The following is a 23,897-nucleotide window of genomic DNA, read 5'->3' as shown; positions in this document are numbered from 1 at the left end:
AGCAGGACGCCAGCCGGGACCGCTGTGGAACCAAGCCGAATCGGCGATGTTCGAACGGGACTGGCGATGCGGACCTATTGAGAACCGATCAATTACTCAAAAGAGGTAATCCGAATTGGATCTTTACGACGGCGCTATCGCGTCGTCCCCAGTAACCAAGTCTTCCATAAGGCATAAAGGCCTCGCGGACAGGCCGGGAGGCTTCCGTCGTCCAGCAGCAAAAGCCCATCGCCAGGCGGTCACTCGGCCGCACAAGCGAAGGCGCGGAGATTGCTTTGATCTGATCTAATTCCGCATCCAGGTAACTGCTCTTAGGCAAAACCCGGCGCAGCAGCCTTGCTCGTCAGAGCAGGAGATCATTGGAGCGCCAGTTCATTGTCAATCCGGCAACAAAAATTTGGCAGTTTCGCCTCCACCAGACCCCTTGCGAGCAGCAGCATGTCTGGTTCTTTTGATGTAGCCCATCCATACATCAAAATATCCACCAGGCGCTCCTTGCTTTCGTCCTTACGTGGTTGTTCCATCAGGGAAATCCGCACGAATGGCGCTGCCGTTCATTAGAAAGAATTGCACTTCTGCGCATGAGCGCTCCCAGCGATCGGAATCCACGTATGACTTCTGACTGCTGCCCTGAGTTCGACTTGATCCAATTTTCTGGCGCGGGCGGGGACGATCGCCATGGCGCATTGGGCGCGAGCTGGAATTTTCATGCTGTCTCGGGACATCGATTAATTCGACCCGTCAGATTCGGCGTCAGTCAGCCTCTTGCGGAGCCGGCACCGCCCCCTCCAAACTTTTTGGATAAAGTCGAGCTGAGACCCGGGATCATAATGCCGGTTCTCGAGAATGATGGTTTGGAGGTCCTGGCATTCATGCTCGATGCGGAGCAGAACGTCATCCGCGAGATAGGCGTTTGCCTCAACGAAGAGGAACGTCGGCGCGCCGAGGGGTTGAGACTGGAGCCGGACCGCCGCCGCTATGTCGCTAGCCGTGGGCAGCTGCGTCGGGTCCTCGCCTCCAAACTGGGAATCTCGCCGTCCGACGTCGAACTGGAATATGGACGCCTAGGCAAACCCCACCTCTCGCACCGCATGCCTGCTCGCGATTTGCGCTTCAGCGTCTCGCGATCCGGAGATGTGGCGGTCGTCGCCCTCTCGACCAGGCAGGAGGTCGGGGTGGACATCGAGGCAGTTCTCCCTGTGCCCGAAGCGGACGAGATCGCAGCGCATTGCTTTTCCGCCTCCGAGTATGGGTCCTACACCGCCCTTGGTCCGGAAGACCGGCTGGAAGGCTTCCTCCGGCGCTGGACCCGGCTGGAGGCTATCTCTAAGGCCCTGGGGTGCGGCTTAGGACAGCCCCTTTCTTGGGATGAAAGGGAATGGGCTGTCCGTAGGTTCGTACCGAAAGCTGGGTACATCGGGACCATGGTAGTCCGGAATTGAGTGGTAGTCCGGAATTGAAGTGCCCGCGATGCCATAATTCACTTACGATGCACTGCGGATAAACGAGGAGCTCAACCAATTCCATTGGACTGCACGCAAGTTCATTCGAACCGGACTTGTTTCCCACACTTCGCGGTGGGTCGCGGTTGAGAACACGGGACAGCGCTTCACTGACATGTCCCAGGCGTATGGAGAAAGAGCGGCGGTTTCATCGATGAAACCGTCGTGCTGGAGGAACTGGGACGCGGGAACCACTTCGGCTCCGTCGTGAATCAGGAAGAAAGTGATCGGAAGGCCTATGTCGGCGGAAGTGATGCAGTTCCCGGAGCTTCTCGCAGACCTCGCGGTCAAGGACATCAAGGTCTGGGTAGAGGGCGACCGGCTGCGGTGCAACGCCCCAGCTGGCGCACTGACGGCGGAGTTTCGCGACCAGTTGCGGGACCGGAAGGGCGAGATCATCGCGTTTCTGAATATGGCCACGGCGGCGGCCCGGCAACAGCCGGCAATCATTCCCCTGCAGTCTCGCGGAACACGCACGCCCATTTACGCCGTACCCGGGCATATCGGGGCGCCCTTCTCATTCTCGGACCTGTCGAAGCACCTGGGCGGCGATCAACCGTTTTACGCACTCCAACCGTCTGGCTTCGATGGGCAGAGCGAGCCGATGGACCGCGTCGAAGATATCGCCGAGTACTTCGCCCGCCAGATCGTCGAATATCAGCCCACCGGTCCGTACGTCATCGCCGGTTACTGCTCCGGCGCTGCAACCGCTTTCGAACTGGCGAAAACGCTGGGTCAACGCGGAGCGGAGGTCCCCTGCATAGCGCTGTTTGGCCCTCTTCATCCCACCACCTATAAGGAATTGCCGCGTCTGCTGTATTTCTTTGCCAGGCGGAGCGCCGATTCGTTGCTGCGAGAGATGGCGAAGCTGCCGACATTCGGCGCCCGTCTCCGATATTTCGGCAGTCGCCTCCGCAATCTCGGCGAGCGCGTCCGCGCCCTCGTGCCCCTCGTTCGCAAAAGCAAAGAGCCTGTCACGACAGATCCGGTGCTGGCGAGCAGAGCTCGACTCAAATCGACGGCGATCACGGCTTTGCGGCGGTACATTCCCACTCCGTATTCTGGTCGAGTATGCATATTTCTTCCGAACAAGGCCTGGCTGCGATCGGGTGCAGCACCGCACCGGTGGCTTCGAGTGGTGCCCCATGCCGAATTTTATTTCGGGCCCGAGGACTGCAACGGTCCCCTTATGCTGGAGGATCCGGACGCGCCTGCCATCGCAGAGCTTTATCGCCAGGCAACCCAAAAAGCTGAACGATTGACGTGATTTGATTTTTTGATTTCCGCAATGGGGAGCGTATATCTCATGAATGAAGTCCTTCCTATCGCGGCGGAGGGCGTAGCGCTTCCCCTGCTGAAAGATGCCGATCATCAGGCGCTGGTTGTCGAGTACAACGCCACGGCAGCGCCCTACCCGTCGGACAGGACGATCATCGATCTCTTCCGCGACCAGGCGACGCGTAGTCCTGACGCTGAAGCGATCCGCTTCGGCGATGCAACGCTGACGTACCAGCAGCTCAACGAACGCTCCAACCAGATGGCCACGCATCTGACGTCGACCGGCGTGGGGCCGGGTCGGATTGCCGTTGTGTTCATGGAGCACTCCATTGAAGTCGTCGTCGCGATCTTAGGCGTCCTGAAGTCCGGCGCAGCCTATGTGCCGGTGGATGCGGCAACGCCGAAGGGGCGTCTCGCAACAATCCTGAAGGACATTGCCAACGGGACCGACGGGCGGGCGCCGGTGGCGATCACTCAGGCGCGCCTGCAATCCGTCATTTCCCCGAACCTTGCCGACATTTTCGTGCTCGACGCCGATTTCGGGTCGATTTTGAATCAGCCGGACTCGACCGGACCGTCCGCTGCCACTCCGGACGGCGCCGCCTATATCATCTTCACCTCCGGCTCGACCGGCACGCCCAAGGGCGTCGTGATCGAGCACAGGAATCTGGTGAACTACATCGGGTGGGCCGCTCGGGTGTACAGTTCCGGCGAACGTCTCGGATGGCCCCTTTTTTCATCCCTCGCCTTCGACCTGACCGTCACGACGCTCTTCACGCCACTCATCACCGGCGGCCGCATCGTGGTCTATCTTGGTGATCCCGGAGTCCAGAGCATGGTCGTGCTCAAGGTCATCGACGACAATGCCGTCGATATCATGAAGCTGACGCCGGCGCATCTCGCGATGATCCGCGACCGCAATCTTGAGACCACAAGGCTGCGCAAGTTCATCGTGGGTGGCGAGGACTTCAAGACCGAGTTGGCTCGCGATATCACGAAAGCCATCCCCCATCCTATCGAGGTCTACAACGAGTACGGACCAACCGAAGCCACTGTGGGCTGCATGATTCACCGTTTCGACATCGACCGGGATCAATCCGCATCGGTGCCGATCGGCGTTCCGGCCGCCAATGCGGGCATCTACGTCCTCAACAAGGCACATCAGCCCACCGCCCCCGGCATCATCGGTGAGATGTTCATTGCCGGCGACGGTCTCGCGAGAGGCTATTTCAATCGCCCTGACCTGACCGACGAGCGTTTCCTCACGGCCATCGATCCCCGAGATGGGTTTTCGAAGCTGCGGCTGTACAAGACGGGCGATCTCGCCCGCTGGAACTCGGAAAGGCGCCTGGACTTTCTCGGCCGCGCAGATCATCAGGTGAAGGTTGGTGGCGCGCGTGTCGAGCTGGGCGAGATCGAAGCCCGGCTTCTGCAGCACCCGCACGTTCAGGAATGCGCTGTCGCTGCCATCGCCACCTCGGTGGCGAAACCAGCGGTACAAGTGCGTTATTGCGAACGGTGCGGTGTTGCGTCCGGCCTGCCCGGCACGACGTTCAATGCGGCAGGCGTCTGCAATCTATGCCGGGCCTTCGACACCTATGTCGACAAGGCGCAGACCTATTTCAAGACATCGGATGACCTCCAGGTTCTCATCGCGGAGATGCAGGCTAACCGGAGGGGACCTTACGACTGCATCGTGCTGTTGAGCGGCGGCAAAGACAGCAGTTTTATGCTGTGCAAGCTCGTCGCCATGGGGGTGAAGCCGCTTACCTTCACCCTCGACAACGGTTTCATTTCGGAAGGAGCCAAGGCCAATATCAGGCGGCTCGTGAATTCCCTCGGCGTGGATCACCACTGGGGAAGCACGCCGCATATGAACGAGATCTTCGTCGACAGCCTGAAACGCTTCGCGAACGTCTGCAACGGCTGCTTCAAGACGATCTACACCCTGGCCACGAATGTCGCCCGCGAACGAGGGATCGGGTACATCGTGACTGGGTTGTCCCGCGGCCAGTTCTTTGAGACGCGCCTGACCGAGGAGGTCTTCAAGCGGGACGACTACGATCCGGCCCGTCTGGACGCGCTCATCGCCGAGGCGCGCAAGGAGTATCACCGCCGCGAGGATGCTGTGTCGCGCTATCTCGACGTGGATGCCTTCCGGAACGACTCAGTATTCGAGGAAGTGAAGTTCATCGACTTCTACCGCTACTGGAGCGTCCCTCTGGAGGACATGCTCGACTTCCTGAAGACGCAGGCGGGATGGGATCGGCCTGCGGATACAGGACGCTCCACGAACTGCCTCATCAACGATGTCGGCATCTACGTTCATAAGAAGCAGCGGGGACATCACAACTACGCCCTTCCCTACAGCTGGGATGTGCGTCTCGGCCAGAAGACCCGCGATGAAGCCATTGACGAACTCAACGACGAGCTGGACCTACCCCGCATCAAGGAGATTATGGCCCAAATCGGCTATGTCGAACCGCCAGCGGCCGAAGACGGCATCGCACGACTTGTGGCCTACTATGTCTCGTCGAAACCCCTGACCGTGGCGGACCTGCGCACCCACCTCGCCGAAGAACTCTTGGAGTCCATGATTCCGACGCAGTATATTCGCCTCGAACGGATGCCGCTCACGTCCAACGGCAAGATCGACCGCTCTGCGCTTCCCGAGCCGACGGCGGAAAACATCCAGCCTGCACAAGAGTTCGCCGCCCCCTCGACGGAGACCGAGAAGACGCTGGCCGCGCTGTGGTGCGATCTCCTCAAGGTCGAGTCGATCGGCCGTGACGACAACTTCTTCGGCCTGGGTGGGCACTCGCTCCTGGTGATGCGGGCGGTGTCGCGCATGCGGGGGAGCTTCGGCGTCGACGTGCAGCTTCGCAACCTCTTCGAGCGCCCGACAGTGGCCGGACTGGCGGAAGTGATCGACGGAATGCTCTGGGTGGCCGATTCCAGAGCCCCTTCAGTCTCGGAAGGACCGAGAGAGGAAATCGAACTCTAGCTTACCGGAAGGCCTCCGAATGGCCTTGGGGTACCAATCCGGACGGAAGCTTTTGCGTTGGACTGCATAGCAGAGCGGATGAAGATGATGGACAAAGCTTGGGTACCGGCGCGAGGACCGGGGCTGCCTTGGGCGGCGGGGGAGTATGAGCTCTTACGCGACCAGGTGCGCCGGTTCGTCGAGGAGGAGATCAAGCCCCGTGCGGATCGCTGGGAGGAGGACGGGTTCATTCCCCGTCCGATCCTGCGCCGCATGGGTGAACTCGGCTTCTTCGGCATCCGCTACCCGGCCGAGTACGGTGGTGCCGAGATGGACGCGGTCGCATCCACCATCTTCGCCGAGGAGCTCGGGCGCTCGACCTATGGCGGCGTCGCAAGCGCGACGCTGGTCCATACCGACATGGCTTCCGTGCATGTCTTTCACGACGGGACCAAAGCCCAGCGCGCCCGCTGGATGCCGGGCATTATCAGCGGCGAGGTGATCACCGCGGTCGCCATCACGGAGCCGGATGCGGGCTCGGACGTGAAGGCCATCCGCACGCGCGCCCGCCGAGAGGGCGACTCTTACGTCCTCGACGGCACGAAGCTCTACATCACGAATGGCGTCCACGCGGATCTCTACTGCGTCGCCGCCAAGACCGATCCCTCGGCAGGAAGCCACGGGATCACGATGTTCCTCGTCGAGAAGGGCACGCCAGGCTTCAGCGTCGCCCGCGAGCTGGACAAGCACGGCTGGCGCTCCTCCGATACGGCGGAGCTCGTCTTCGACGGTTGCCGTATCCCCGCCGAGAACGTGCTCGGCGGGGAGGGACAGGGCTTCTACTCCATCATGCGCAACTTCCAGAACGAGCGCCTTGTGCTCGCCGGCATGGCGATAGGGGCGGCCGAGGCGGCGATCGATATGACCCTCGCCTGGGTGAAAGCTCGCCGCGCATTCGGGGGCGTCCTATGGGACATGCAGGCGATCCGTGAACGTCTTGCGATGCTCTCTGCGAAGGTGGAGGCAGGCCGCCAGTTTCTCTATGCCACCGCTTGGCGCATGGCGGCGGACGAAGATTGCCTGCGCGAGGTTTCGATGGTGAAGGCCATCTGCGGCGAACTCGTCAACGAGGTCACGTATACGTGCGTGCAGTTCCACGGCGCTATGGGCCTCATGCGCGAGAGCCCGATCGAGCGCCTAGCGCGTGACGCCCGCGTCCTATCCATCGGCGGCGGCGCGACGGAGGTGATGCTGGAGGTGGTCGCGTCGATGTCGTGAGCCAATGCGGCAGTGAGGACATCGCTCCGGCGTTGATTGTAGGAGGGCTGCGTGAAGGGCTCTTCGCACGGCGGGTAGGGTTGGCTGAGGGGGGTCCTTTGGCTGTTCTTTTTCCTCCACACCGCTCTCAGGCGGCGGCGCTGGAGGAAAGCATAAGCGATCATCGTCATGAGCGCGTGTCGATGCAGGCCCTGCCAGGAGCGGCTCTCTAAGTGGTCGAGGCCGAGGCGGCCCGTCGGCAATGCGGATGCGAAGCGCCGCGAATCTGGCGGTCAACGGCCTTTTTGTTCCGGTGCGCCAGCTCAGTTCCGTCCAGATGGCCGCCACATCCGCATCGCCTCCAAACGCATCATGGCCGCCATGGACGACATCTCAAGTCTGGAGCGGCGAGGGGCGCGGTTCTTCGTGCACAGGGCCGGCGGCAGAATCAAGTTTTATTGCGAAGGCCAAAGTCAGGGCCGCGCACAACCCCTCGATGCTGACGGCGAGCGTCCAGCCCAGGACCAGGCCTTGAAGTCCGCCAAGCTTCGCCCCCGCGATCGCGAGGCACAGCTCCAGAAATCCGCCCAGCGCGAACCAGCGAGATGCCTTGCGCATCCTGTCGCCCAGCCGCGCCAGCGTGCAGGCATGAAATTTGAGCGTCGATCCCAGCAGGCTGAAGCCGAGGAAGCGCAGGCTCGAACCGGCGATCTCCGGATAGGCTGGATTGAAGACCGCAAGGATCTCCTGCGAAAAGGTGAAGACAAAGGCGGCGCAGACCAGCGAGAAGAGCAATGACGCCGTCAGCGACAAAAGGATATCGTGCCTGGATTGTTTCGGGCTTGCTCTGACCACGGGGAACAGCACCGTGGCCATGGCTGCGGGTATCAACGAGGCCATGGAGACCAGCATCCACAATGCCACGAAGGCGGCATTGGTGGTCGGCGACAGCAGAACCAGCACAAGGTAGGGCATGATGACGCACGGGGCCTGCAAGGCGACATCGAGCGCGTAGTGGTCGAACGCCTTGCGTCGGAGCGTATGCAGCAGCCGGAACTCGGGGGGCCCAACGAGGCGACGCGCGCCGCCCCGGGTCAAGAGATCGACGCCGATCCAGGACGCCAGCAGGCCGACCACCCAGGTCAGAAGAATCGTGGCAGTGGAGGCGTAGCCGGCGGCCGCGGCGGCGGCGATCAGCATCAGCTTGAACGTGGAAAACAGCACTTGCCGGATCATTCTGCGGCTGCTGTGCAGAGTGCCGACGAACGCCTGATCGGCCACGATGCTGAGACCAGTCAGGCCGCAGCCGAGGACGAACGCAGCGCCCAAGAACCAACCGCCGATCGGCCCGGTCGAGCTGTTGAGGTACGCCTCCCCGAAGACAAACAACAAGGCCAGGCCGACCGCAAGCGCCACCCCGACGGACGCTGCTGCGGCCGCGAGGCCGGGCTCCTTGCCGGGATGCCGGACGATCTCGCCCATCAGCAAGGTCCCGAGCCCGGCCTCCCCCAGCACACCGACGAGGGCCATCACGGATACGAGGGCGGAGGCCTTGCCGATCACCTCCGGCGGAAACAGCCGGGCGGCGAGCCACCAATAGACAAACCCAAGACCGGCCGTTGCCACCGTTCCGATCGCCAGAGCTCCGGAATTCATGACGAGCGTGGCGCTCTTTCGAAGCGCCCGGCGCACGCGCATAATGGCCGTCCCGGCGAGGTCTACCGGCACGATCGCCCTCCCGAACCTTGGTGCGCCGGCACCGCGGACCTGCTGGCGGCTGGGCGCAGGACGTCCCGGTAGACCTGCTCGATCCGGGTCACGACCGCTCCGGCCTTGAGGCGTCCAACCCTGGCGAGGCTTGTCGCCTCCAGGCGGGCCAGCAAGGCGCGGTCCTCCAGAAGTGTCTGCATTGCGTGAGCGAGGGCGTGTGCGTCACCGGGCGGCACGAGAAGCCCTGTCTGGCCATGATCGACGAGATCCGACATGCCGCCGACGTCGGTTGCGACGACTGCCTTCCCGGACGCCATCGCTTCCATGATGACCGTCGCGCAGGCTTCGGGCCCGACCGACGGCAGCACGCCGAACAGTGAGCGCCGCCAGGCATGCATGATGGCGGAATGCGGCCACGTACCGAAGACTCGGACGTTCGGCGGAAATTCGGTTGGCGTATCGGCGACCCGGCGCCCGACCAGGACCAGCTGCGGCGCCCGCTCCAGACCGGCATAGGCTTGCAGGAGAACGTCAATGCCCTTGAGACGCATCATGTCACCGACGAACAGGATGAATCCATGCCCGGGTAGCTCCCGCAGGCAGGGATCTTCCGGGCCAAGCACCCCGACATCGTCGGGCACGAAGTTGGGGATGACCTCGTAGGGGGCGCGGCCTTGGGTGAGGCCGGTGTGACGGGCCACCGCGTGGCTCACCGCGATGAAGCGGTCCACAACGCGCCGAGCGGCGAAGCTCGACGCCCAGTTGCCCAAGGTGGTCGCGGCTGCCTTCACGGCCCCGTAATGCCCTGTGGCGCAGGGCAGGCACTTGCCCGGCGCCGGGCCACTGCAGAGATGGGTGCCCAAGTGCATGAAGTTCTTCTTGGCGCAAACAAGGCCGTAGTCGTGGAGCGTAACCACGAGGCGTGCCCCACTCAGACCTTTGAGCGGCAGGAAGGAGGCGTAGATCCAGTTATGGGCGTGGACGATGTCCGGTTCCTCCCGGGCGACCAGCCGCTTCAGGGCAAGCACAAGTTCGGGATCCGGAAAGGGCGGTGCATGGCGGCGCTCGGGATCGGTGTGGAGGCCCGACAGACGCTGGAGCGTCCCGCGCAGGCGATGCACGCGGACCGCGCCGTCCAGCTCGGTTTCGGGCGATCCGGGATGCATCAAGGTGCCGACGCTGACATGATGGCCCCGCTGCGCCAGCGCCGCGCCGAGATTGCGGACGTGCCGCTCCTCTCCCCCGATCACCGGAGGATAGAACTGCGATAGCAGCAGGATGCGCATGGTCCAGCCTCGTTTTAGATGCGCGGCACCAGCGTCGAAACGCTGCGATAGAGCCGGTTGTCTTCCGGTCGATAGAGCCGCGCCTCGGCCGTCTGGCGAGTTGCCAAGACGGGCACCGGGATTTCCCGCGCCCAGGTGTCGCCCGGCGCGACGGCGATCGATCGGAAGACGGCGAACGGTTGCCCATCGAGGGTGATTTCCAGGTCGAATCGCTGGGGTTGAGTCTCGGCGCTCCTGATGCCGACGGTGATCCGGCCGGACCCGCCACCGGCCGACGGCAACAACCAGAACGCGGTGTATTTGAATTCCCGGTAGGCCGCTTCGTCCCGGACGGCCAGCGCATAGGCTCCGGTCGCTACAAGCAGCGCTAGCATGAGCGCGGCCCCCTGCCAGAGCCGGACCCGCGCGGGAGCCGGCCAAGCTGGCAGATCGGGAGTGTCGCGGCGGCCGGCGGCCACCAGTGCTGCGGCGGCCGTCACGGCCCAGAACCACACCGCCCAGCCGAGGGGCGTAAGGAAGCCTGCGGCGTTCAGGGCAAAGCCCCCGGCGATGCCGGCGGCGAGGCTTGCTCCGACCGCGTAGACGAAGTGTTCCAACGCGGAGGTTGTCCTGACGCCAATGGCCCGCAGCACCGTGTGGCCCGAGACGAGGAACACCATGGGCGCGCCCAGGGCAGTACGGAGGAGCAAGCTGTCGCTGACCGCAACGGCCGCAACCGTGGCCCCCGCCCACAGGCACGCGGCCAGAAGGTCCCGCTTGCTACAAACTCTCATGCAATCCCCTCACGTCATAGATGACGATCCAGCCGTTGTCGTAGATGCGGGTGACGCCCTTGACGTCATTGAACTTGAGCAGCGCTGCGCCCGAGAGCGGCGCTCCCTGCTGCGCTTCCCACGGCTGGAAGTAAAAGCCGAGCACCGGCGGAGCCGTGGTCAGGCGCAGGTCAACCAGCAGGAAATCGATGTCGCTTCGCGCCAAGGGCCAAAACTCGTCGGGCCCCAATGTCTCGGCCTCGAATATGCGCGCGGGATCGATGCCTTCGACGATGGTGACCCTGACGTCCTGCCGGCCGTAGCCCGCAAGCAGAAGGCGGTTGATGCGGTCAGTGGTGAAGCGGTTGCCGGCACCGAGCCATTCCTTGGCCCAGCGTGCCGTTTCGATCCCCATCGGCTCGATCGATTCCTGATCTGCGGCCACCCTGTAGCGCCCATGGATCGGATTAATCGAAGAGCTTGTGACGCCGCCCAGGACGATGATCACCAGAGCAACGGCCGGTGCGATGCGGCGCCACCCGCGTGGCGTGCGGCCCTGCCAGAAGTGGACGATGCTCACCGCGACGACCAGCCCGACGGCGATGAACACGAACGTTCCCATGCGGTTGCCGATTTCCCATCCAGCGATGGTCAGTCGGAAGGCGACCGAGACTGGGAGCCCGAAGGCCAGCAAGCTGAGGAGCACGAGGCGGCTGTCGCGCCAGCGGCGTTTGACAATGTCCTGGATCGGACGCCAACCGGAGCGCGGACCACTCGGCGCTGCCATGGCCAGCGACCGAAAGAATCCCGTTGCCAGTCCGACTGCCACCAGCAGGAGCGCCAGCAAGGTGGTCAGCCGCATGTAGAGGGCCTTGTCCGGCGCTCCGAGGTGCTCCGACCGCGGGGTGGGCGCGCCCAGGATCTTCCCGAGCAATGTGTCGAAACCGGACTCGATCACCGGGCCGAGATAGCCTGTGAGAGGGATGCCACGGGCTTGCACCCACAGGGACGGCAGGGCTATGGCGAGGATCGCCGCGAGGCCCACGGCAATGCTGGTCTTGATCCGCAGGGGGTCGTGCCGGCGCAAGGCCTCGAGGGCCGCCAGCGCTCCGAAATAGATGGCGGCGAAGGCGGCCGAGAGGTGATGTGTGACCGCGAGGCTTGCCAACAGCAGGGCTATCAGCCCGAGCGCCTTCAGCCTCGGTCGCCCGACGAGATCCTTGGACGCTGCTTCGACCGCGAAGGTCAGCACGCACAGCACGATGCCGAGGCTCTCGTAGGAGAACATCGAATCGAACAGGAAGAAGGTTGAGCAGCCCATATAGGCCAGACAGGCGATGGCCGAGATACGCGGCGATCCGGCGATGCTCTCGAGGAACAGAAACAGGGCACCGATGAACGTGCCCTTGAGGATGACCAACAAGAGCGTCCCCGACACGAACAAGGGCAGTCCCGTCAGATCGACGATCGCCGTTATCAGGATTTCCAGGGCGGGATACGTTGGCCCGATCGGGAAAAGCGGGTTGGACAGGAACAGCCGGCGGGCCGTGATGAGATCCTCGGCCGCAATCCAATGCAAGACCTCGTCGTAACCGCTGAAGCTCGTCGGGGAATAGACCATCTTGCAGTAGAACAGGGCTTCGGCAAGCAGGAAGAGCAGGAACAGGCGCTCACCTCGGGCCGTTGTCGGCCAAGCGATGCGAAGGCCGGTCGGAGCGACCAGGAGAACGACACCGGACCAGAAGAGCGGCGGCGCCACGTCATAGCCCCGGCGCCCGGCCGCGTGCCCGGCAACGACCAGGAGTAGAGCCGCGGCGATCGTCAGGCATAGAACCGCGATCCATCCGGAATTGGCGCGTTGCGATGGGGCATCGGCGCTGCCGTCGCGAAGGTCGGGACCGACAACGCCCGAGACGAATCGAATACCGGCCTGGAGCGGGTTGATCCTGGTTCCCGCGCTGAAATGAGCCGGCATCATCAGCATCATGCCCTCGTCGCAGGAGGCCACGATGTCACGCCGCCGGGGGCCAAGCGGAGCATGGATCGGCTGCCGAGGACATCATAATAAACGTGGCTCAGCGCATGCGCGCAGGCATCCCAGTCCGGCAGGGCCAAATCCGGGACCTGCCGAGGGGCCTTCAGTTCTTCGGCCATGGCGGCGGCCAGCTCTCCAGGACCGGCGTTGGGCGGAATCGCCCGGCACAGGCCATTAGCGGCCAGTTCCTGCAGACCGGACGTGTCGCTAACGAGGACCGGACGGCGCAGCGACAGAGCTTCCATCACAGCGATCGGATGGGCTTCGTATTCGCTGAACAGCACGAATAACGCGGCGCTCGCCAGGAGGTCAGCCATGTTCTGCCGGTCGGATCCGGGGATGCTCGCGATAGTGACCCGCCTCTCGAGGCCGAGTGTCGCTACGAGGCGCCGCAATTCTCCCTCGTACGGGCCTGTTCCGACGATGTGCAATCGCACGTCCGGTACCCGGCGGATCAGTTCGGGCAAGGCCGCGATCGCCCGCTGATGGCCCTTGTAGCGCTCCAGCCTGCCGCCCGAGACGATCAGGTGCGGATCGACCTTGATGCCGGGGCTCGGAGCCGGCATCGCGGCGCCGTTCGGGATGACGACAAACCGTTCGCGCGGCACGCGCATCCTGGCGCTGAAGAAGCTGGCCTCGAATTCGGAGACGCCGATCAGCCGCGCGGCCCGGGCAACCAGCGGTCGAAGCAGCGCGTGCTGTGTGCCGCGCACGGCATTGCGCAGCCGGGAGGAATGCCCGCCGCTGTGGAAGGTCAGGATGAACGGCAGGTCCCCGCGAAGGGTCGCGAGCAGCCCGATCGGCGCCACGAAGCTGCTGTAACCTTGGAAATGGATCAGATCCCATGCCCCGCGCCGGATCACGGTATAAACGCCGGGCGCAACATAGAGGTCCCGTCCCCTCGGCCAGGCCGGCACGCGCTGCACGCGCATGCCGCGCACCTCCTCCTCATCCGGCAACTCCCCCGAGGGATCGGTAGTGAGCACGTCGACGACGTGGCCACGCGCCACCAAGCGGGGACCGACTTCCTGGATGTGAGTTTCGATGCCGCCTATGAGGGGGTAGCAGCGAGCGGCAACCATCAGGATTCGCATCAGGTCTGTCCACCGACAACACAGGCTGTCGCACTCCGCCTGCGCTGTTGGTGCACCCTCTCGCGCAGGATGGTTTTCAGGACGCGCCAGCCGTCCGGCATGGCGCGCAGATGGCTCACACCGCTGATGCGCGGAGCCTCGAAACTCGCCACCTCGACGATATTGAGGTGGTTCTTCAAGGCCCGCACGTTGATGAGGGTCTCGATCTCGAACCCATCGCAATCGCAGTCCAGCGTGGCGACGTGCTTGGTCCAGAAGGCTATGTATCCGTAGCATAGATCGGAGAACCAACCGCCATAGAGCAGCCGCACGAACAGGGTCAGCCCCTTATTGCCGAACATCCGGAACAGCGACATGTCGTCGGTGCCGGCGCCCTGGATAAAGCGTGAACCCTTGACGAGATCCGCGCCGGCCATCAGCGCACTGACAAAGACGATCGCCTCCTCCGGTACCATGGAGCCGTCGGCGTCCAGCATGACGATGATGTCGCCTGTGGCGGCCAGGAATCCCGCTTGCAGTGCAGCGCCCTTGCCCCGCCGGGGTTCCATCACAACCTTCACGTCCTCTCGCAGGCGGCGCGCGACCGCGACCGTGTCGTCAGTCGAACGACCATCCACGATAATGATCTCATGCGCCCAGTTGGGGATGCGCGGCAGAAGCCAAGGGAGGTTCTCGGCTTCATTGAGCGTCGGGACGACGAAGCTGACTCGGGGCAGAGTCAGTGATCGCCGTAGCGCGACATTTACCGGGTCAGGCGGCGATGTGGCACCGACGGGGGCGAGAATGCTGGAGAGAAGGGCATTCATGGCAGCGCTTTGAGGTCGTACGATGGGACCCATCCGGGGGGCATATTGTGCTTCCATGACCCCATGAGCTCCCCGAAAATCCGGTGCTCCACATCGCGCGCACGCAAATGCGCGGCCAGCGACAAGCCGCAGCGGCCAGCTCCAATGACCGCCACATCCACGGATGTGCTTGATCCAACCATATGCGGACTCCCGGCCCTTATGAAATGAAGATGAAATGAAAGAAGATTGCTAAGCTTATGGCCCCCTATTCTTGGTTTGTTATGCGACGATTACTGATGCAGATCTGAAATGGAAGGACGATAGATGGTTAGGAAAAGCAAATAGATGATTAGCTCTTTTGGGGTATCCCTTCAGGTTATTTCCAGCCATACGACCACCGCGGATAGTACGGCAGCGGCACCGATCACCTTCAGCAGCTTTGTTGGCAGCGTTGCCAAACCCGTTTAGACCTCTGGGTCCACCTTCAACCCCAGCGAGGACATTCATCGACCCGCGGCTGGGACCAGCTCACAAGCGACAATTTCTACCGAGCGAGCCGTGCAGAAGGCGCGAAGGTCGCCGGCGTGAAGAAATGAACGTCCAGCGCAACGCTGACTTGCCACTGGCCAGAAGCTGCGAAGTGCAGGTGGGCTCGCGCCTCCACTCGGCCGTGATTTCCGAGCTTATTCTGTGCCCGAGAAGGGTCGAGCGCGCCCGGCCCTTCGCAGGCGGGGCACCTTGCGCTCGACCGCCTGGCTACGGGTAGCTAAACCCGGCGAAACCGGCCAAGAGAGGGACTGCCCACGCGGTCCCGAGACCCCGCGCGGTCCCGAGACCGGCGCGTCGGGTATCAGCAAACGATACGAGGTCGTGACCTCTCGCAAACCCCGGATATGCCCGAACAGGTCGATCACCTCCAAGCCAGACCGGCGGTTGTAGGTGTGACACCCCAACGCTCCGGACCAAATGCGACCGACCGGGGTCTGGGCAAACTCCGACGCGCCGAGCGCATCGATCTGGCAGAACGTCACCGCGCCGCCATAACCGCGCGCGCAGTCTTGGACCGGGCGTAGCGTGCGTCCGCCGTGTCGGATGACGGCGCCTGCGGGCCGGCTGAGCCTTGCATCGAGCAGGACGGGGTTGGCGGCATGGGGCGTCCAAGACCCGGTCAGGCTCTCGGCACGGTAGAGGCTGAGGAGATCCCAGGATGTGGACCTCCAAAGCCTTGGGCTGACGAAAAACCAAAAGCCGCCCTCATGGCAGAGCGGCGTGGTATCGTAGCCCTCAATGCCTTCCATGAGACAGGCCTCCCGCGTCCACCGGTAAGGGAATTCCACTGCCCTGTAGAGGCTGACACTCCTGGCCGCCCCCGATTCGGGGATCATCCAGATCTGCCCATCCTGCTCGAACACGAACGGGTACGAGAGGTGATGCGGTTCCTCTACGACGATCCGGGATGCGCCGGCTGTCCCGTCCCGGTTCACTGGCACGACCGCAATGCACCCCCGGTTCTTCGAGTAGAGGTACTGTTCGACAAAGATGAAATCCTGCCCCTGGTGCCGGAACGGGAACGGGTCGGCAAGGTAGCTGTCGGCATTTCCGGTGAGCACCCGGAAGGCTGCTTCGCCTTTGTCGAGCAGGCTCGCCGATTCATCGAAGCGCCAGCCAATCCCCCACATCCTGCCGCCCCTCGCCAGGACGTCCAAAAGCCCGATCGTCTTCGATGCAACCGTGCCGGTCGCCCTTGCAAGCGCCGAAAGCGCCCCAAACGAAGGCACTGCCGTGCGTGGACCGCGGATACCGGACGCAGCTGAACCGGTTTCCTCGCACAGGGCTTTGAGGATCAGCGGCACAGCGCAGGAAAGGGCGCTGTCGAGCCTCGCTGCCAACACTTCACGGTCTCCACTGGCCGGACGCGCCGTCCACGGCCGCAACGGGCGCGCCGTGTCATGCAGGTCGACGAGAAGATCCTGATGATTCACCCAGGCCGCCACGACTCCGATCTCGCCGGGTGCGCCGTTAAAGACCGGGGTGAGCACGCGCCGCCCCGCCGGGAGCGATTCTGCCCCGCTCAAATCGATCACCACATCCACTTGGTCGGCCGGAGGCGGCGGCAGGCACCGCAGCGCCGCCTCGACGGGGTCGATGGCGCCGTTCCCACGAAAGCCATAGACCAGTTGTTCGAGTTCGAGCAGCAGACGGCAGATTAACGGCAGCGGGCAGCGACCGGCCGCCAACGCGCAGGAGACTTCGTTGCCGGGCACTTCAGCGAGCGCTTCTGCCAGCCAGAGGTGCCATCGCAGTAGCCGGGACGGATCGAGACTCAGGCAAATGCGCATTGTTGTTCCCACGGCGGATTTCAAAAGGACGCCAGCTTACAGCTTCCACGAGAACCACCTCAGGCGATCCGCCTACCCTGGACTCCGCCGCGGGCCCGCGAGCCAAGGGCGGCAGATGGAAAGCCGCAGCGCGAGGATGGTTTCCACCTACTGTGGTTGCGGGGACTCGCCATGTGGGGAGCCGAACACTTGATTGAAAGATGCCTGACAGCACGGGTCCATACTCGAGCGGCTGGAAGCGGCTAAGCACCACTATGCCCGAACGACGCCGGGCTGTGTGAGGTCAGAGGAGGTAATCCTTAGGGGCCATTGCACCCTGTGGCCGGCGAGAGCCAAATGCCAGGATGATCATCGACTGGCAACGAGTGAGGAACGCCGGACTGCGGGTGCTGGTGTCCGCGTTGCTGTCCGTTCCGGCAGTCGTGAGCGCCGCGGACGATCCGTCGGCAACGTCCTGCATCAAGACTTCCGGAACGAACTTTGCGTTGGACGGCAGGCCGTTCTTCGTGACCGGCGTAAACAACCACTATCTGACCTACGGGTCGCAGGAGGAGGTCACCCGCGTTCTCGACGACGCGGTGGCGATGGGCGCCAATGTGGTCCGCACCTTCCTCCAGCCGGTGATCGGGTCGCTCGACGGAAGCAAGCCTACGATGGCGCAAACCTCGGCCCTGGTTGGTGACTTTTTATGCTGAAAACCGGCTTCCGGGTAGGCCGAATCCCGCGTGGAAGCCTGGCGTTTCAAAAACCAAGACCATCGCACCGTCTATCGAAGAGTTTGGACAGACATTGGCAGCTCAAGTCGGGAGAATTCCTAGATGCGTATTCTGATGCTTGCGCAATCCTATTCGCCGATTGGCGTTGGCCAGCGGGGCCACGTCCGGAACCTAAGTATCGGTCTCGCCCGCCGCGGTCATGACGTTGCCGTTGCCACAACCGGTCAGCCTGGATCCAAAACCGGGCAGCCCGAGGATGGCGTCAGCAGCGAACGCCGGCAGGTCCCGCCCCCCCCTACGATCTCAGTGATTATCTGTGCCTACTCCGAGGACAGATGGGAGCTGTTGCTTCAGTCGGTGGCCTCGGTTCAGGAGCAGACCTTGCAACCCTGCGAGATCATCCTATCTGTCGACCAGCCCCTGTTCCACCGTTGTGCCGCGTACTGGGCTGACTTCGCAGCATCGACCCCTCCGATACGGGTGATCCAGAACAAGGATGACGGGCATCTGGGGGCGGCCCGAAACACGGCAGCCGAGACAGCCGCTGGAGAGATCCTGGCGTTCCTGGATGACGATGCGGCGGCCGACAAGGACTGGCTCGAGATTCTCATCGAACCGTACCGGGATAAGCGCATCGGCGCCGTCGGCGGGCGCCCCATACCGGTTTTCGAGACGAGTCGCCCGGCCTGGTTTCCTGTGCAGTTCGACTGGGTGTTCGGATGCGCTTATGACGGCCTTCCGACCAGCCGAGGTCCTTTGGCTCACCTCATAGGAGCCAACATGTCGGTGCGGCGGACCCTCCTCGAGCAGGTGGGAGGGTTCCACTCCGACCGTCACGACGACATGGACATGTGTCACCGCGTGGCGCACCTCAGGGGCAGTGAGGCGGTCATCTACGAACCGGCGGCGACCGTCCGCCACTTCGTGCCCGCCTCACGGCCGACCTGGAGGTACTTCTGGCGCCGCTGCCTGTTCGTCAACAAGGGGAAGGTCGAGGCCTTTGCCCAGATGGGCGACGCCGCCACACTGGGTGCAGAGACCCGCTTCGTCTGGCACGCGCTGACCAAGGGCGTACCGCGGGAGATTTTGCAAGTGGCCAAGGGTGACGCCCATGGGCTGGCCCGGTCCGCGGCGATAATCGCTGGCGTGGGGCTGGCCGCGGCAGGCCACGTCGCCGGCCGGATCGAGCTGGTGCGGCGCTTGCGCCGGCGGCGCCAACAGGCAACCAAGCAGATACTGGACACAGCCGCGCAAGGCGGTGGGCGCGGGAAGTAGATGCCGGCTTCGATAATCATTGGTTCGGGTCCGGCTGCAGCCGCCGCCGTGTTGGCGCTGTCCGAGAAACCGGACGAGAAGATAACCGTGTTCGATCCGGGCACCGTGCTTGACGCGGAGACGCAGGAGGTAATCTCCAGGCTGTCCAAGCTGCGTGTCGACAACTGGGATGAGGAGGACGTCCGCGGGGTCAGCCTGCAACCCAAGCGGGTCCAGTCCGATTCGCTGCCTGAAAAGAGAAGCTACGGATCCGATTTCCCGTTTGTCAACAAGGGCCAGCTCGACGGCGTCCACTCCGAGGGAAGAGTCAACTCAGCTGTCATATCAAGCGCCTACGGGGGGTTCAGCAATGTCTGGGGGGCCCAGATCATGCCCTTCAGCGCCGCCACGTTCAAGGGATGGCCGTTCGACTTCTCGGATATGGAAGAGCACTATCGGACGATCCTGGGTCACATTCCTTTCGCTGGAGAGTCCGACGATCTCGAGGAGTGGTTCCCGCTCATCGGATCCGCGGACCCGCTTCCGCCGCTGGCGCCGCGGACGCAGATGGTCCTGGCCAACTACGCCCGGCACCGCGATCGAGTGCGCTCCACGGGAATAACGATAGGCCGCGCCCGCCTCGCCTTCTCAGCGCCCGAATGCCAGCCCTGCGGCCTGTGCATGACTGGGTGCCCGCGGTCGCTGGTCTATTCGGCCTCGCACAGCTTCGATCGCTTCAGGCGCAGCGGGAGGATCGACTACCACAGCGGGCTGCTCGCGGTGCGAGTCGACCAGGAGGGCGACACGGCCGTCGTGCAGGCCCGGGAGCTGTCCAGCGGCCGGATCCAGCGATTCACAGCCGACCGGGTCTTCGTGGGCTGCGGAGCAATCGGGACCACCCGGCTGATCCTGGGCTCGCTCGGATCGGACCAGCCGGTACATCTTTCGGAATCGGCTCAATTCGTTCTTCCAATGATGTCCATGAAGCCGACCCCCGACCCACGTACAAGGCGCGAGTTCACACTCAACCAGTTCAACATGGTCATCGTCCGGGACGACGAGGGCTTCGATGTCTCACAGATTCACTTCTATCCGTTCAACCCGGCATACTACGATGCGCTTCCCGGCTTCCTCCAACACCGCGCCGCCGCCTTCGTGACGGATCGGCTCCTGAGCCGGTTGACGGTAGGCCTGGGCTACTTGCCGTCCTGGGCATCACCCAAGGTCCGGGTCACCGCCCAGGTGTCCGCAGCTCCTGATGAGCTACCCCAGATCACCCTCACTTCGGAGGGCTTCAGCGAGGCCAGGGTCAGGGGCAAAGACGTGCCTCCGATGCTGCCTGACGTAATAAAGCGGATCCGCAGCGCGGCACCTTACCTTGACTTGTGGCCAGTCACGCCGCGGATGCTGTGGTCGGGCGGGGCCAAGAGCTACCACTTTGGCGGCAGCTTTCCCCACGCCAGTGAGCCGCATACCGGGAGTGCGACGACAGACCGCCTCGGGCGGCTGGCGCGCTGGGACCGTATCCATCTCATCGACGGGTCGGTTTTCCCAAATGTGCCAGCTACTACCTTTACTCTGACTGTGATGGCCAATTCACATCGCATCGCCTGCGAAGCGATGCAGCTGACGGGTTGAGCGTTCAATGCGGGTCGGTATCACCGGAGCCAATGGATATGTCGGGACCATCCTGCGTGCCGCCTTCGCCGAAGAAGGGCATGAGGTCATCGCGTTCGCCCGTTTGAACCGGGTGACCTCCGACTCTGCCGCCGCAATGGTTGGCGTCGCCGAGTGGCGCCCATACGAGATCAAGCGCCCGCCGTCGGGGGCCGCATTGAGCGACCTAGATGTGCTCATCCACGGTGCATGGGACCTGACTCTCGTCAGCGCCGGCGATGTGTGGGGTGTCAATGTGTCCGGCTCGCAGCACCTCCTGCGCAATGCCGCCGACGCAGGGGTTCGCCGGGTCATTTTTATCTCCTCGATGTCCGCCTGTAAGGGAACCCGACAGTTGTACGGTCAGGCGAAGCTGGCCTGCGAGCTCACCGCCAGCAGTCTGGGAGGTGTCTCCACCCGCCTCGGACTGGTGTACGGCCCCGGTTGGGGCGGGATGGCAGGCGCGCTCCGCAAGCTCACCAACCTGCCGGTCACACCTCTCATCGGAGCGCGCTCCCATCAGTTCACCGTGCATGAGGCGGACATGGCAGCCGCCATGGTGCGTATTGCCGAGTCTGACATGCCCCTGCCGGAGCCGGTAGGGCTGGCCAACCCCGAACCGGTACCGTTCCGACGACTCATGAAAGAGATCGCCGCATCACAAGGCAGAACACTGCGCGCCGTCGCCGTGCCCTGGCAGCTTGTCAGTGGCGTCCTCAAGGCAGGTGAGGCCCTGCATGTCCCCCTACCCTTCCGATCCGACTCCATCCTTGGGCTCGTGCACCCGGCGGCAGAGGTTCCCGGTGTAGAGCGGCTCAAGCAACTCGGAATCGAGTTTCGGAGCTTCTCGCTGGACGGCGATCGACCCTAGCCGAGGGGGCACAGGGACACAGGAGACCTAAACAGAGGATCGTAGCACCCCCTCCTCCCTGGCAGCCGCCTCGAAGGCCTTACGAGCCTCCTCGGGGGTCGCCCGATCCTCGACGGCTTCGATGCATAGTTGCACAGCCTTCCGCCACTTGGGCCCCATCTTGGTCCACTTCAGGAGTTCCTCGGCGGCACCCTCGACATTGTTGCACCCGTAGGTGACCCCAGGTCGGTCAGTCTTGACGTACACCGGAGGGGAGAACAAATGGGTTGCCACAACACCTCCTACTCAGGGGAGAGATACATCTTGGCTTCCTTGGCGGCAGCCTCAAAGGCCTTTCGGACCACCTGAGGGTCAATCGGATCGTCCTCCAAGGCTGACAGGCACAGCGTCACCGCCTTATGCCAGCGAGGTCCTCTTCGGGTCCACGTCTTGAGCTGCTCAAGGGCTGCCCTCGCATTGTTGCACCCATGCCTGACGCCGGTTTCACTCTTCACGAACACCGGAGGGACGAACCAATGGGTTGCCATGATACCTCCTACTCAGGGGAGAGATACACGTCGGCCTCCTTGGCAGCCGCCTCAAAGGCATCACGGACCTGCCCTCGAACGCATCGACGCAGGATTGGACCGCCTTGGTCCACTTCGGGCCCTTTGTGTCCCACGCCATGAGTTCCTCGGCGGCTCCCTCGACGTGGCTGACCCCATTGCGAATGCCCGGACGTTTCGTCTTCACGTAGACCGGAGGGTTGAACCAGAGGGGAGCCATGAGGGGCGACTTAGAGCGGGAAGAGCCCGCTGACCAACCCCGCTTTAGCCGCAGCTAAGGAAACGATGTAGGCCCTCGCGGGTTTAGAGCTTGCATCGGTCGATCTTCGTGGATGTGCAGCCGCTGTGGGGGTCCGTCGCCTCTCATCTCCTTACTGGCGGCGGGCTCCTTTCGCGAAGGCGGTTTTGGTCATAGACACATAGACCTTATACCGTTCCAATTTAGCTGGTTGTCATTGGGGGGAGAAATGTCCCCTCCTCTTTTGCAGCAGCCAGGAATGCCTTGCGGGCCTCCTCAGGTTCCATCTCGTCGAAGATCACGGCCATGCAAACGCGCACCGCAAGGTCCCACCAAGGGCCACGCTTGGTCCACTTCATCAGCTCCTCGCCCGCTGCCTCGGCGTTGTCGACGTTGCGGATGATCCCGAAATGCTCGGTCTTGACGGGGACCGGAGGGTTGAACCAGTGGAGAGCCATGCGGTCACTCTTTGTCGACCTTATCAAGTTCCTCCAGCAAATACCTTTGCTCAGCCCGCAGTTCCCGTTCTACAGGCAGATTTAGCAGGTTGCGAAGGTAATTGCGGATTACCTCTGACTAGTGAAAATGGCGCAGGACGGCGCGCTTCCGTTGCGATGCCACAGTGACTGAAGTTGGCTGACAGCTACTCCCGGGCGTCGACGCCACGCAGAGGCCCATGGCAGTTGCTGCCTCGACGATTGCCTCGGTTAGTTCTTCGTCGGAGGCCACCAAATAAGGCGCAGTCTCCCGAGCTTCGCGTAGCTGCCGCTTTGATCGAGACCGTGTCGCGACGGTCCGCCCTGTTGAGGAGTACAGTAATTGCTTGTTCTAGAAACGGACCGACCCTTCGCGCGACGCTCATCCAGGGACACGCCGAAGGGTACTCTACTCCCTACCTGAGCGGCATTGCCATGTACAAATTGTACAAATTGGTACGGCGCTGGGCCGCGACAGTCAGGAATATTTGGTAGAATTTCTGTGGTGGGGATCGGACACTGGCTCGCGAAGACCCCCATGCTCCTCCTCGATCCTATTGACGCGCCTCGATCCGCCTTTCTCCCCACAATCCCAGGTCGGTCGGTCCGGACAGGGCCCGGAGGGCCATGCGGCTATTCGCGAATGTCGAACGCAACGAACATGCCAAAGGCTGGGCAAGATCGACAATAAACTCCACCAGCTCGCAGTCACTTTCCACCAGATGTGACCCGTCTCGGCGTACCGCTGCGATAGTCTCTTTGACAGAGATGATGATGATTTGGCCGTGCCGGCTTGTAAAATCAACTCTTCAACAAGCTCATTGGCAGTCACTTTGATGGGTCGGCAGTTCATCCAAACGTTTATACCAGGCCTCCCACCTCAGCGAGAACCCAAGGGGAACATTCATGACCCTCTGTCGGGAAAAATCAAGAAGAAATGTTTGGTAAAAATTCTGAGCGGGAATTAGTACGGAGCGAGCCTCTGTACTCTTTCGCTTTGACGCTCAGCCAGCCCGCTAGTCCCTATGATTGCTGGGCCTGAGGGCGGCCCGTCATCCGATATGCAACGGTACGAGGGTTAAGCCGGCTGGCCGGCGCAGAGCCTCATGCATAGGAG

General features: G+C 62.9%; 18 protein-coding genes and 2 pseudogenes. 8 read left to right on the top strand and 12 right to left on the bottom strand.

Annotated elements, in window-relative coordinates; all coding sequences use genetic code 11:
* Window positions 1-356: 356 nt before the first annotated feature.
* Window positions 357-524, bottom strand: a complete 168-nt coding sequence (locus NKJ94_RS24070; protein WP_352528492.1) for a hypothetical protein — start codon at window positions 522-524, stop codon at window positions 357-359.
* Window positions 525-830: 306 nt separating this feature from the next.
* On the opposite strand from NKJ94_RS24070, the gene NKJ94_RS24065 reads away from it, so the two are divergent.
* The 4 genes from NKJ94_RS24065 (at window position 831) to NKJ94_RS24050 (ending at window position 7,041) form a co-directional block, all read left to right on the top strand.
* Window positions 831-1,442 (top strand): 4'-phosphopantetheinyl transferase family protein, encoded by a 612-nt coding sequence (locus NKJ94_RS24065; protein WP_352528490.1) that lies wholly within the window; start codon window positions 831-833, stop codon window positions 1,440-1,442.
* 298 nt (window positions 1,443-1,740) lie between these two features.
* Complete coding sequence (locus tag NKJ94_RS24060) at window positions 1,741-2,769, top strand: TubC N-terminal docking domain-related protein (protein ID WP_352528488.1); 1,029 nt, start codon at window positions 1,741-1,743, stop codon at window positions 2,767-2,769.
* 39 nt (window positions 2,770-2,808) lie between these two features.
* The gene (locus NKJ94_RS24055; RefSeq protein ID WP_352528486.1) at window positions 2,809-5,784 is read left to right on the top strand and encodes an amino acid adenylation domain-containing protein; all 2,976 of its coding nucleotides are present in this window, start codon (window positions 2,809-2,811) and stop codon (window positions 5,782-5,784) included.
* A 78-nt stretch (window positions 5,785-5,862) separates the two neighbouring features.
* Window positions 5,863-7,041, top strand: coding sequence for an acyl-CoA dehydrogenase family protein (locus NKJ94_RS24050; protein WP_352528484.1), 1,179 nt, complete (start codon window positions 5,863-5,865; stop codon window positions 7,039-7,041).
* Between the two features lie 7 nt (window positions 7,042-7,048).
* Here the strand turns inward: NKJ94_RS24050 and NKJ94_RS24045 are convergent.
* From NKJ94_RS24045 to NKJ94_RS24010, 8 genes and pseudogenes are all read right to left on the bottom strand, one after another.
* Window positions 7,049-7,362 (bottom strand): annotated as a pseudogene (locus NKJ94_RS24045) (hypothetical protein); the annotation flags it as partial.
* 51 nt (window positions 7,363-7,413) lie between these two features.
* The gene (locus NKJ94_RS24040; RefSeq protein ID WP_352528482.1) at window positions 7,414-8,646 is read right to left on the bottom strand and encodes a lipopolysaccharide biosynthesis protein; all 1,233 of its coding nucleotides are present in this window, start codon (window positions 8,644-8,646) and stop codon (window positions 7,414-7,416) included.
* A gap of 92 nt (window positions 8,647-8,738) precedes the next feature.
* Window positions 8,739-10,016, bottom strand: coding sequence for a glycosyltransferase family 4 protein (locus tag NKJ94_RS24035; RefSeq protein ID WP_352528480.1), 1,278 nt, complete (start codon window positions 10,014-10,016; stop codon window positions 8,739-8,741).
* Window positions 10,017-10,030: 14 nt separating this feature from the next.
* Window positions 10,031-10,675 (bottom strand): hypothetical protein, encoded by a 645-nt coding sequence (locus tag NKJ94_RS24030; protein ID WP_352528478.1) that lies wholly within the window; start codon window positions 10,673-10,675, stop codon window positions 10,031-10,033.
* 100 nt (window positions 10,676-10,775) lie between these two features.
* Entirely contained in the window at window positions 10,776-12,776 is a 2,001-nt protein-coding gene (locus NKJ94_RS24025) for a putative glycosyltransferase family protein (protein WP_352528476.1), read from the bottom strand.
* The gene (locus NKJ94_RS24020) at window positions 12,752-13,897 is read right to left on the bottom strand and encodes a glycosyltransferase family 4 protein (RefSeq protein WP_352528474.1); all 1,146 of its coding nucleotides are present in this window, start codon (window positions 13,895-13,897) and stop codon (window positions 12,752-12,754) included. The genes NKJ94_RS24025 and NKJ94_RS24020 overlap by 25 nt, the downstream gene beginning before the upstream one ends.
* Window positions 13,897-14,703: a glycosyltransferase family 2 protein gene (locus NKJ94_RS24015; RefSeq protein ID WP_352528472.1), complete on the bottom strand. Its 807-nt coding sequence runs from the start codon at window positions 14,701-14,703 to the stop codon at window positions 13,897-13,899. The genes NKJ94_RS24020 and NKJ94_RS24015 overlap by 1 nt, the downstream gene beginning before the upstream one ends.
* 665 nt (window positions 14,704-15,368) lie before the next feature.
* Window positions 15,369-17,048, bottom strand: coding sequence for a glucosamine inositolphosphorylceramide transferase family protein (locus NKJ94_RS24010; protein WP_352528470.1), 1,680 nt, complete (start codon window positions 17,046-17,048; stop codon window positions 15,369-15,371).
* A 320-nt stretch (window positions 17,049-17,368) separates the two neighbouring features.
* Between NKJ94_RS24010 and NKJ94_RS37615 the strand changes: the two are divergent.
* The 4 genes and pseudogenes from NKJ94_RS37615 to NKJ94_RS23990 all read left to right on the top strand — a co-directional run.
* Window positions 17,369-17,680 (top strand): annotated as a pseudogene (locus tag NKJ94_RS37615) (beta-mannosidase); the annotation flags it as partial.
* A 162-nt stretch (window positions 17,681-17,842) separates the two neighbouring features.
* The gene (locus NKJ94_RS24000) at window positions 17,843-19,015 is read left to right on the top strand and encodes a glycosyltransferase family 2 protein (protein WP_352528468.1); all 1,173 of its coding nucleotides are present in this window, start codon (window positions 17,843-17,845) and stop codon (window positions 19,013-19,015) included.
* Entirely contained in the window at window positions 19,016-20,632 is a 1,617-nt protein-coding gene (locus NKJ94_RS23995) for a Rossmann-fold NAD(P)-binding domain-containing protein (RefSeq protein ID WP_352528466.1), read from the top strand.
* A 7-nt stretch (window positions 20,633-20,639) separates the two neighbouring features.
* Entirely contained in the window at window positions 20,640-21,521 is an 882-nt protein-coding gene (locus NKJ94_RS23990) for an NAD-dependent epimerase/dehydratase family protein (protein ID WP_352528464.1), read from the top strand.
* Window positions 21,522-21,548: 27 nt separating this feature from the next.
* Here NKJ94_RS23990 and NKJ94_RS23985 read toward each other — a convergent pair whose 3' ends face one another.
* The 3 genes from NKJ94_RS23985 to NKJ94_RS23975 form a co-directional block, all read right to left on the bottom strand.
* A complete protein-coding gene (locus tag NKJ94_RS23985) occupies window positions 21,549-21,794 on the bottom strand; it encodes a DUF982 domain-containing protein (RefSeq protein WP_352528462.1) in 246 nt (81 codons plus the stop codon).
* An 8-nt stretch (window positions 21,795-21,802) separates the two neighbouring features.
* Window positions 21,803-22,048, bottom strand: a complete 246-nt coding sequence (locus NKJ94_RS23980) for a DUF982 domain-containing protein (protein WP_352528460.1) — start codon at window positions 22,046-22,048, stop codon at window positions 21,803-21,805.
* 459 nt (window positions 22,049-22,507) lie between these two features.
* Complete coding sequence (locus NKJ94_RS23975; protein ID WP_352528458.1) at window positions 22,508-22,762, bottom strand: DUF982 domain-containing protein; 255 nt, start codon at window positions 22,760-22,762, stop codon at window positions 22,508-22,510.
* Between the last annotated feature and the right edge of the window lie 1,135 nt (window positions 22,763-23,897).

Origin of the sequence: Mesorhizobium sp. M0060 (assembly GCF_040323155.1) — a bacterium.
GTDB lineage: Bacteria > Pseudomonadota > Alphaproteobacteria > Rhizobiales > Rhizobiaceae > Mesorhizobium.
Note: the sequence above shows the minus strand (reverse complement) of the source record. Positions and strands in the feature narration are given on the sequence as shown.

What these genes read in the sequence shown, in the direction of transcription:
- NKJ94_RS24020 (WP_352528474.1), bottom strand. Translation starts at nt 13,897, where the DNA reads ATGCGAATCCTGATGGTTGCCGCTCGCTGCTACCCCCTCATAGGCGGC.
- NKJ94_RS24070 (WP_352528492.1), bottom strand. Translation starts at nt 524, where the DNA reads ATGGAACAACCACGTAAGGACGAAAGCAAGGAGCGCCTGGTGGATATT.
- NKJ94_RS23990 (WP_352528464.1), top strand. Translation starts at nt 20,640, where the DNA reads ATGCGGGTCGGTATCACCGGAGCCAATGGATATGTCGGGACCATCCTG.
- NKJ94_RS24055 (WP_352528486.1), top strand. Translation starts at nt 2,809, where the DNA reads ATGAATGAAGTCCTTCCTATCGCGGCGGAGGGCGTAGCGCTTCCCCTG.
- NKJ94_RS23995 (WP_352528466.1), top strand. Translation starts at nt 19,016, where the DNA reads ATGCCGGCTTCGATAATCATTGGTTCGGGTCCGGCTGCAGCCGCCGCC.
- NKJ94_RS24060 (WP_352528488.1), top strand. Translation starts at nt 1,741, where the DNA reads ATGTCGGCGGAAGTGATGCAGTTCCCGGAGCTTCTCGCAGACCTCGCG.
- NKJ94_RS23980 (WP_352528460.1), bottom strand. Translation starts at nt 22,048, where the DNA reads ATGGCAACCCATTGGTTCGTCCCTCCGGTGTTCGTGAAGAGTGAAACC.
- NKJ94_RS24065 (WP_352528490.1), top strand. Translation starts at nt 831, where the DNA reads ATGCCGGTTCTCGAGAATGATGGTTTGGAGGTCCTGGCATTCATGCTC.
- NKJ94_RS24030 (WP_352528478.1), bottom strand. Translation starts at nt 10,675, where the DNA reads ATGGTGTTCCTCGTCTCGGGCCACACGGTGCTGCGGGCCATTGGCGTC.
- NKJ94_RS24000 (WP_352528468.1), top strand. Translation starts at nt 17,843, where the DNA reads ATGCGTATTCTGATGCTTGCGCAATCCTATTCGCCGATTGGCGTTGGC.
- NKJ94_RS24015 (WP_352528472.1), bottom strand. Translation starts at nt 14,703, where the DNA reads ATGAATGCCCTTCTCTCCAGCATTCTCGCCCCCGTCGGTGCCACATCG.
- NKJ94_RS24035 (WP_352528480.1), bottom strand. Translation starts at nt 10,016, where the DNA reads ATGCGCATCCTGCTGCTATCGCAGTTCTATCCTCCGGTGATCGGGGGA.
- NKJ94_RS23975 (WP_352528458.1), bottom strand. Translation starts at nt 22,762, where the DNA reads ATGGCTCTCCACTGGTTCAACCCTCCGGTCCCCGTCAAGACCGAGCAT.
- NKJ94_RS24050 (WP_352528484.1), top strand. Translation starts at nt 5,863, where the DNA reads ATGAAGATGATGGACAAAGCTTGGGTACCGGCGCGAGGACCGGGGCTG.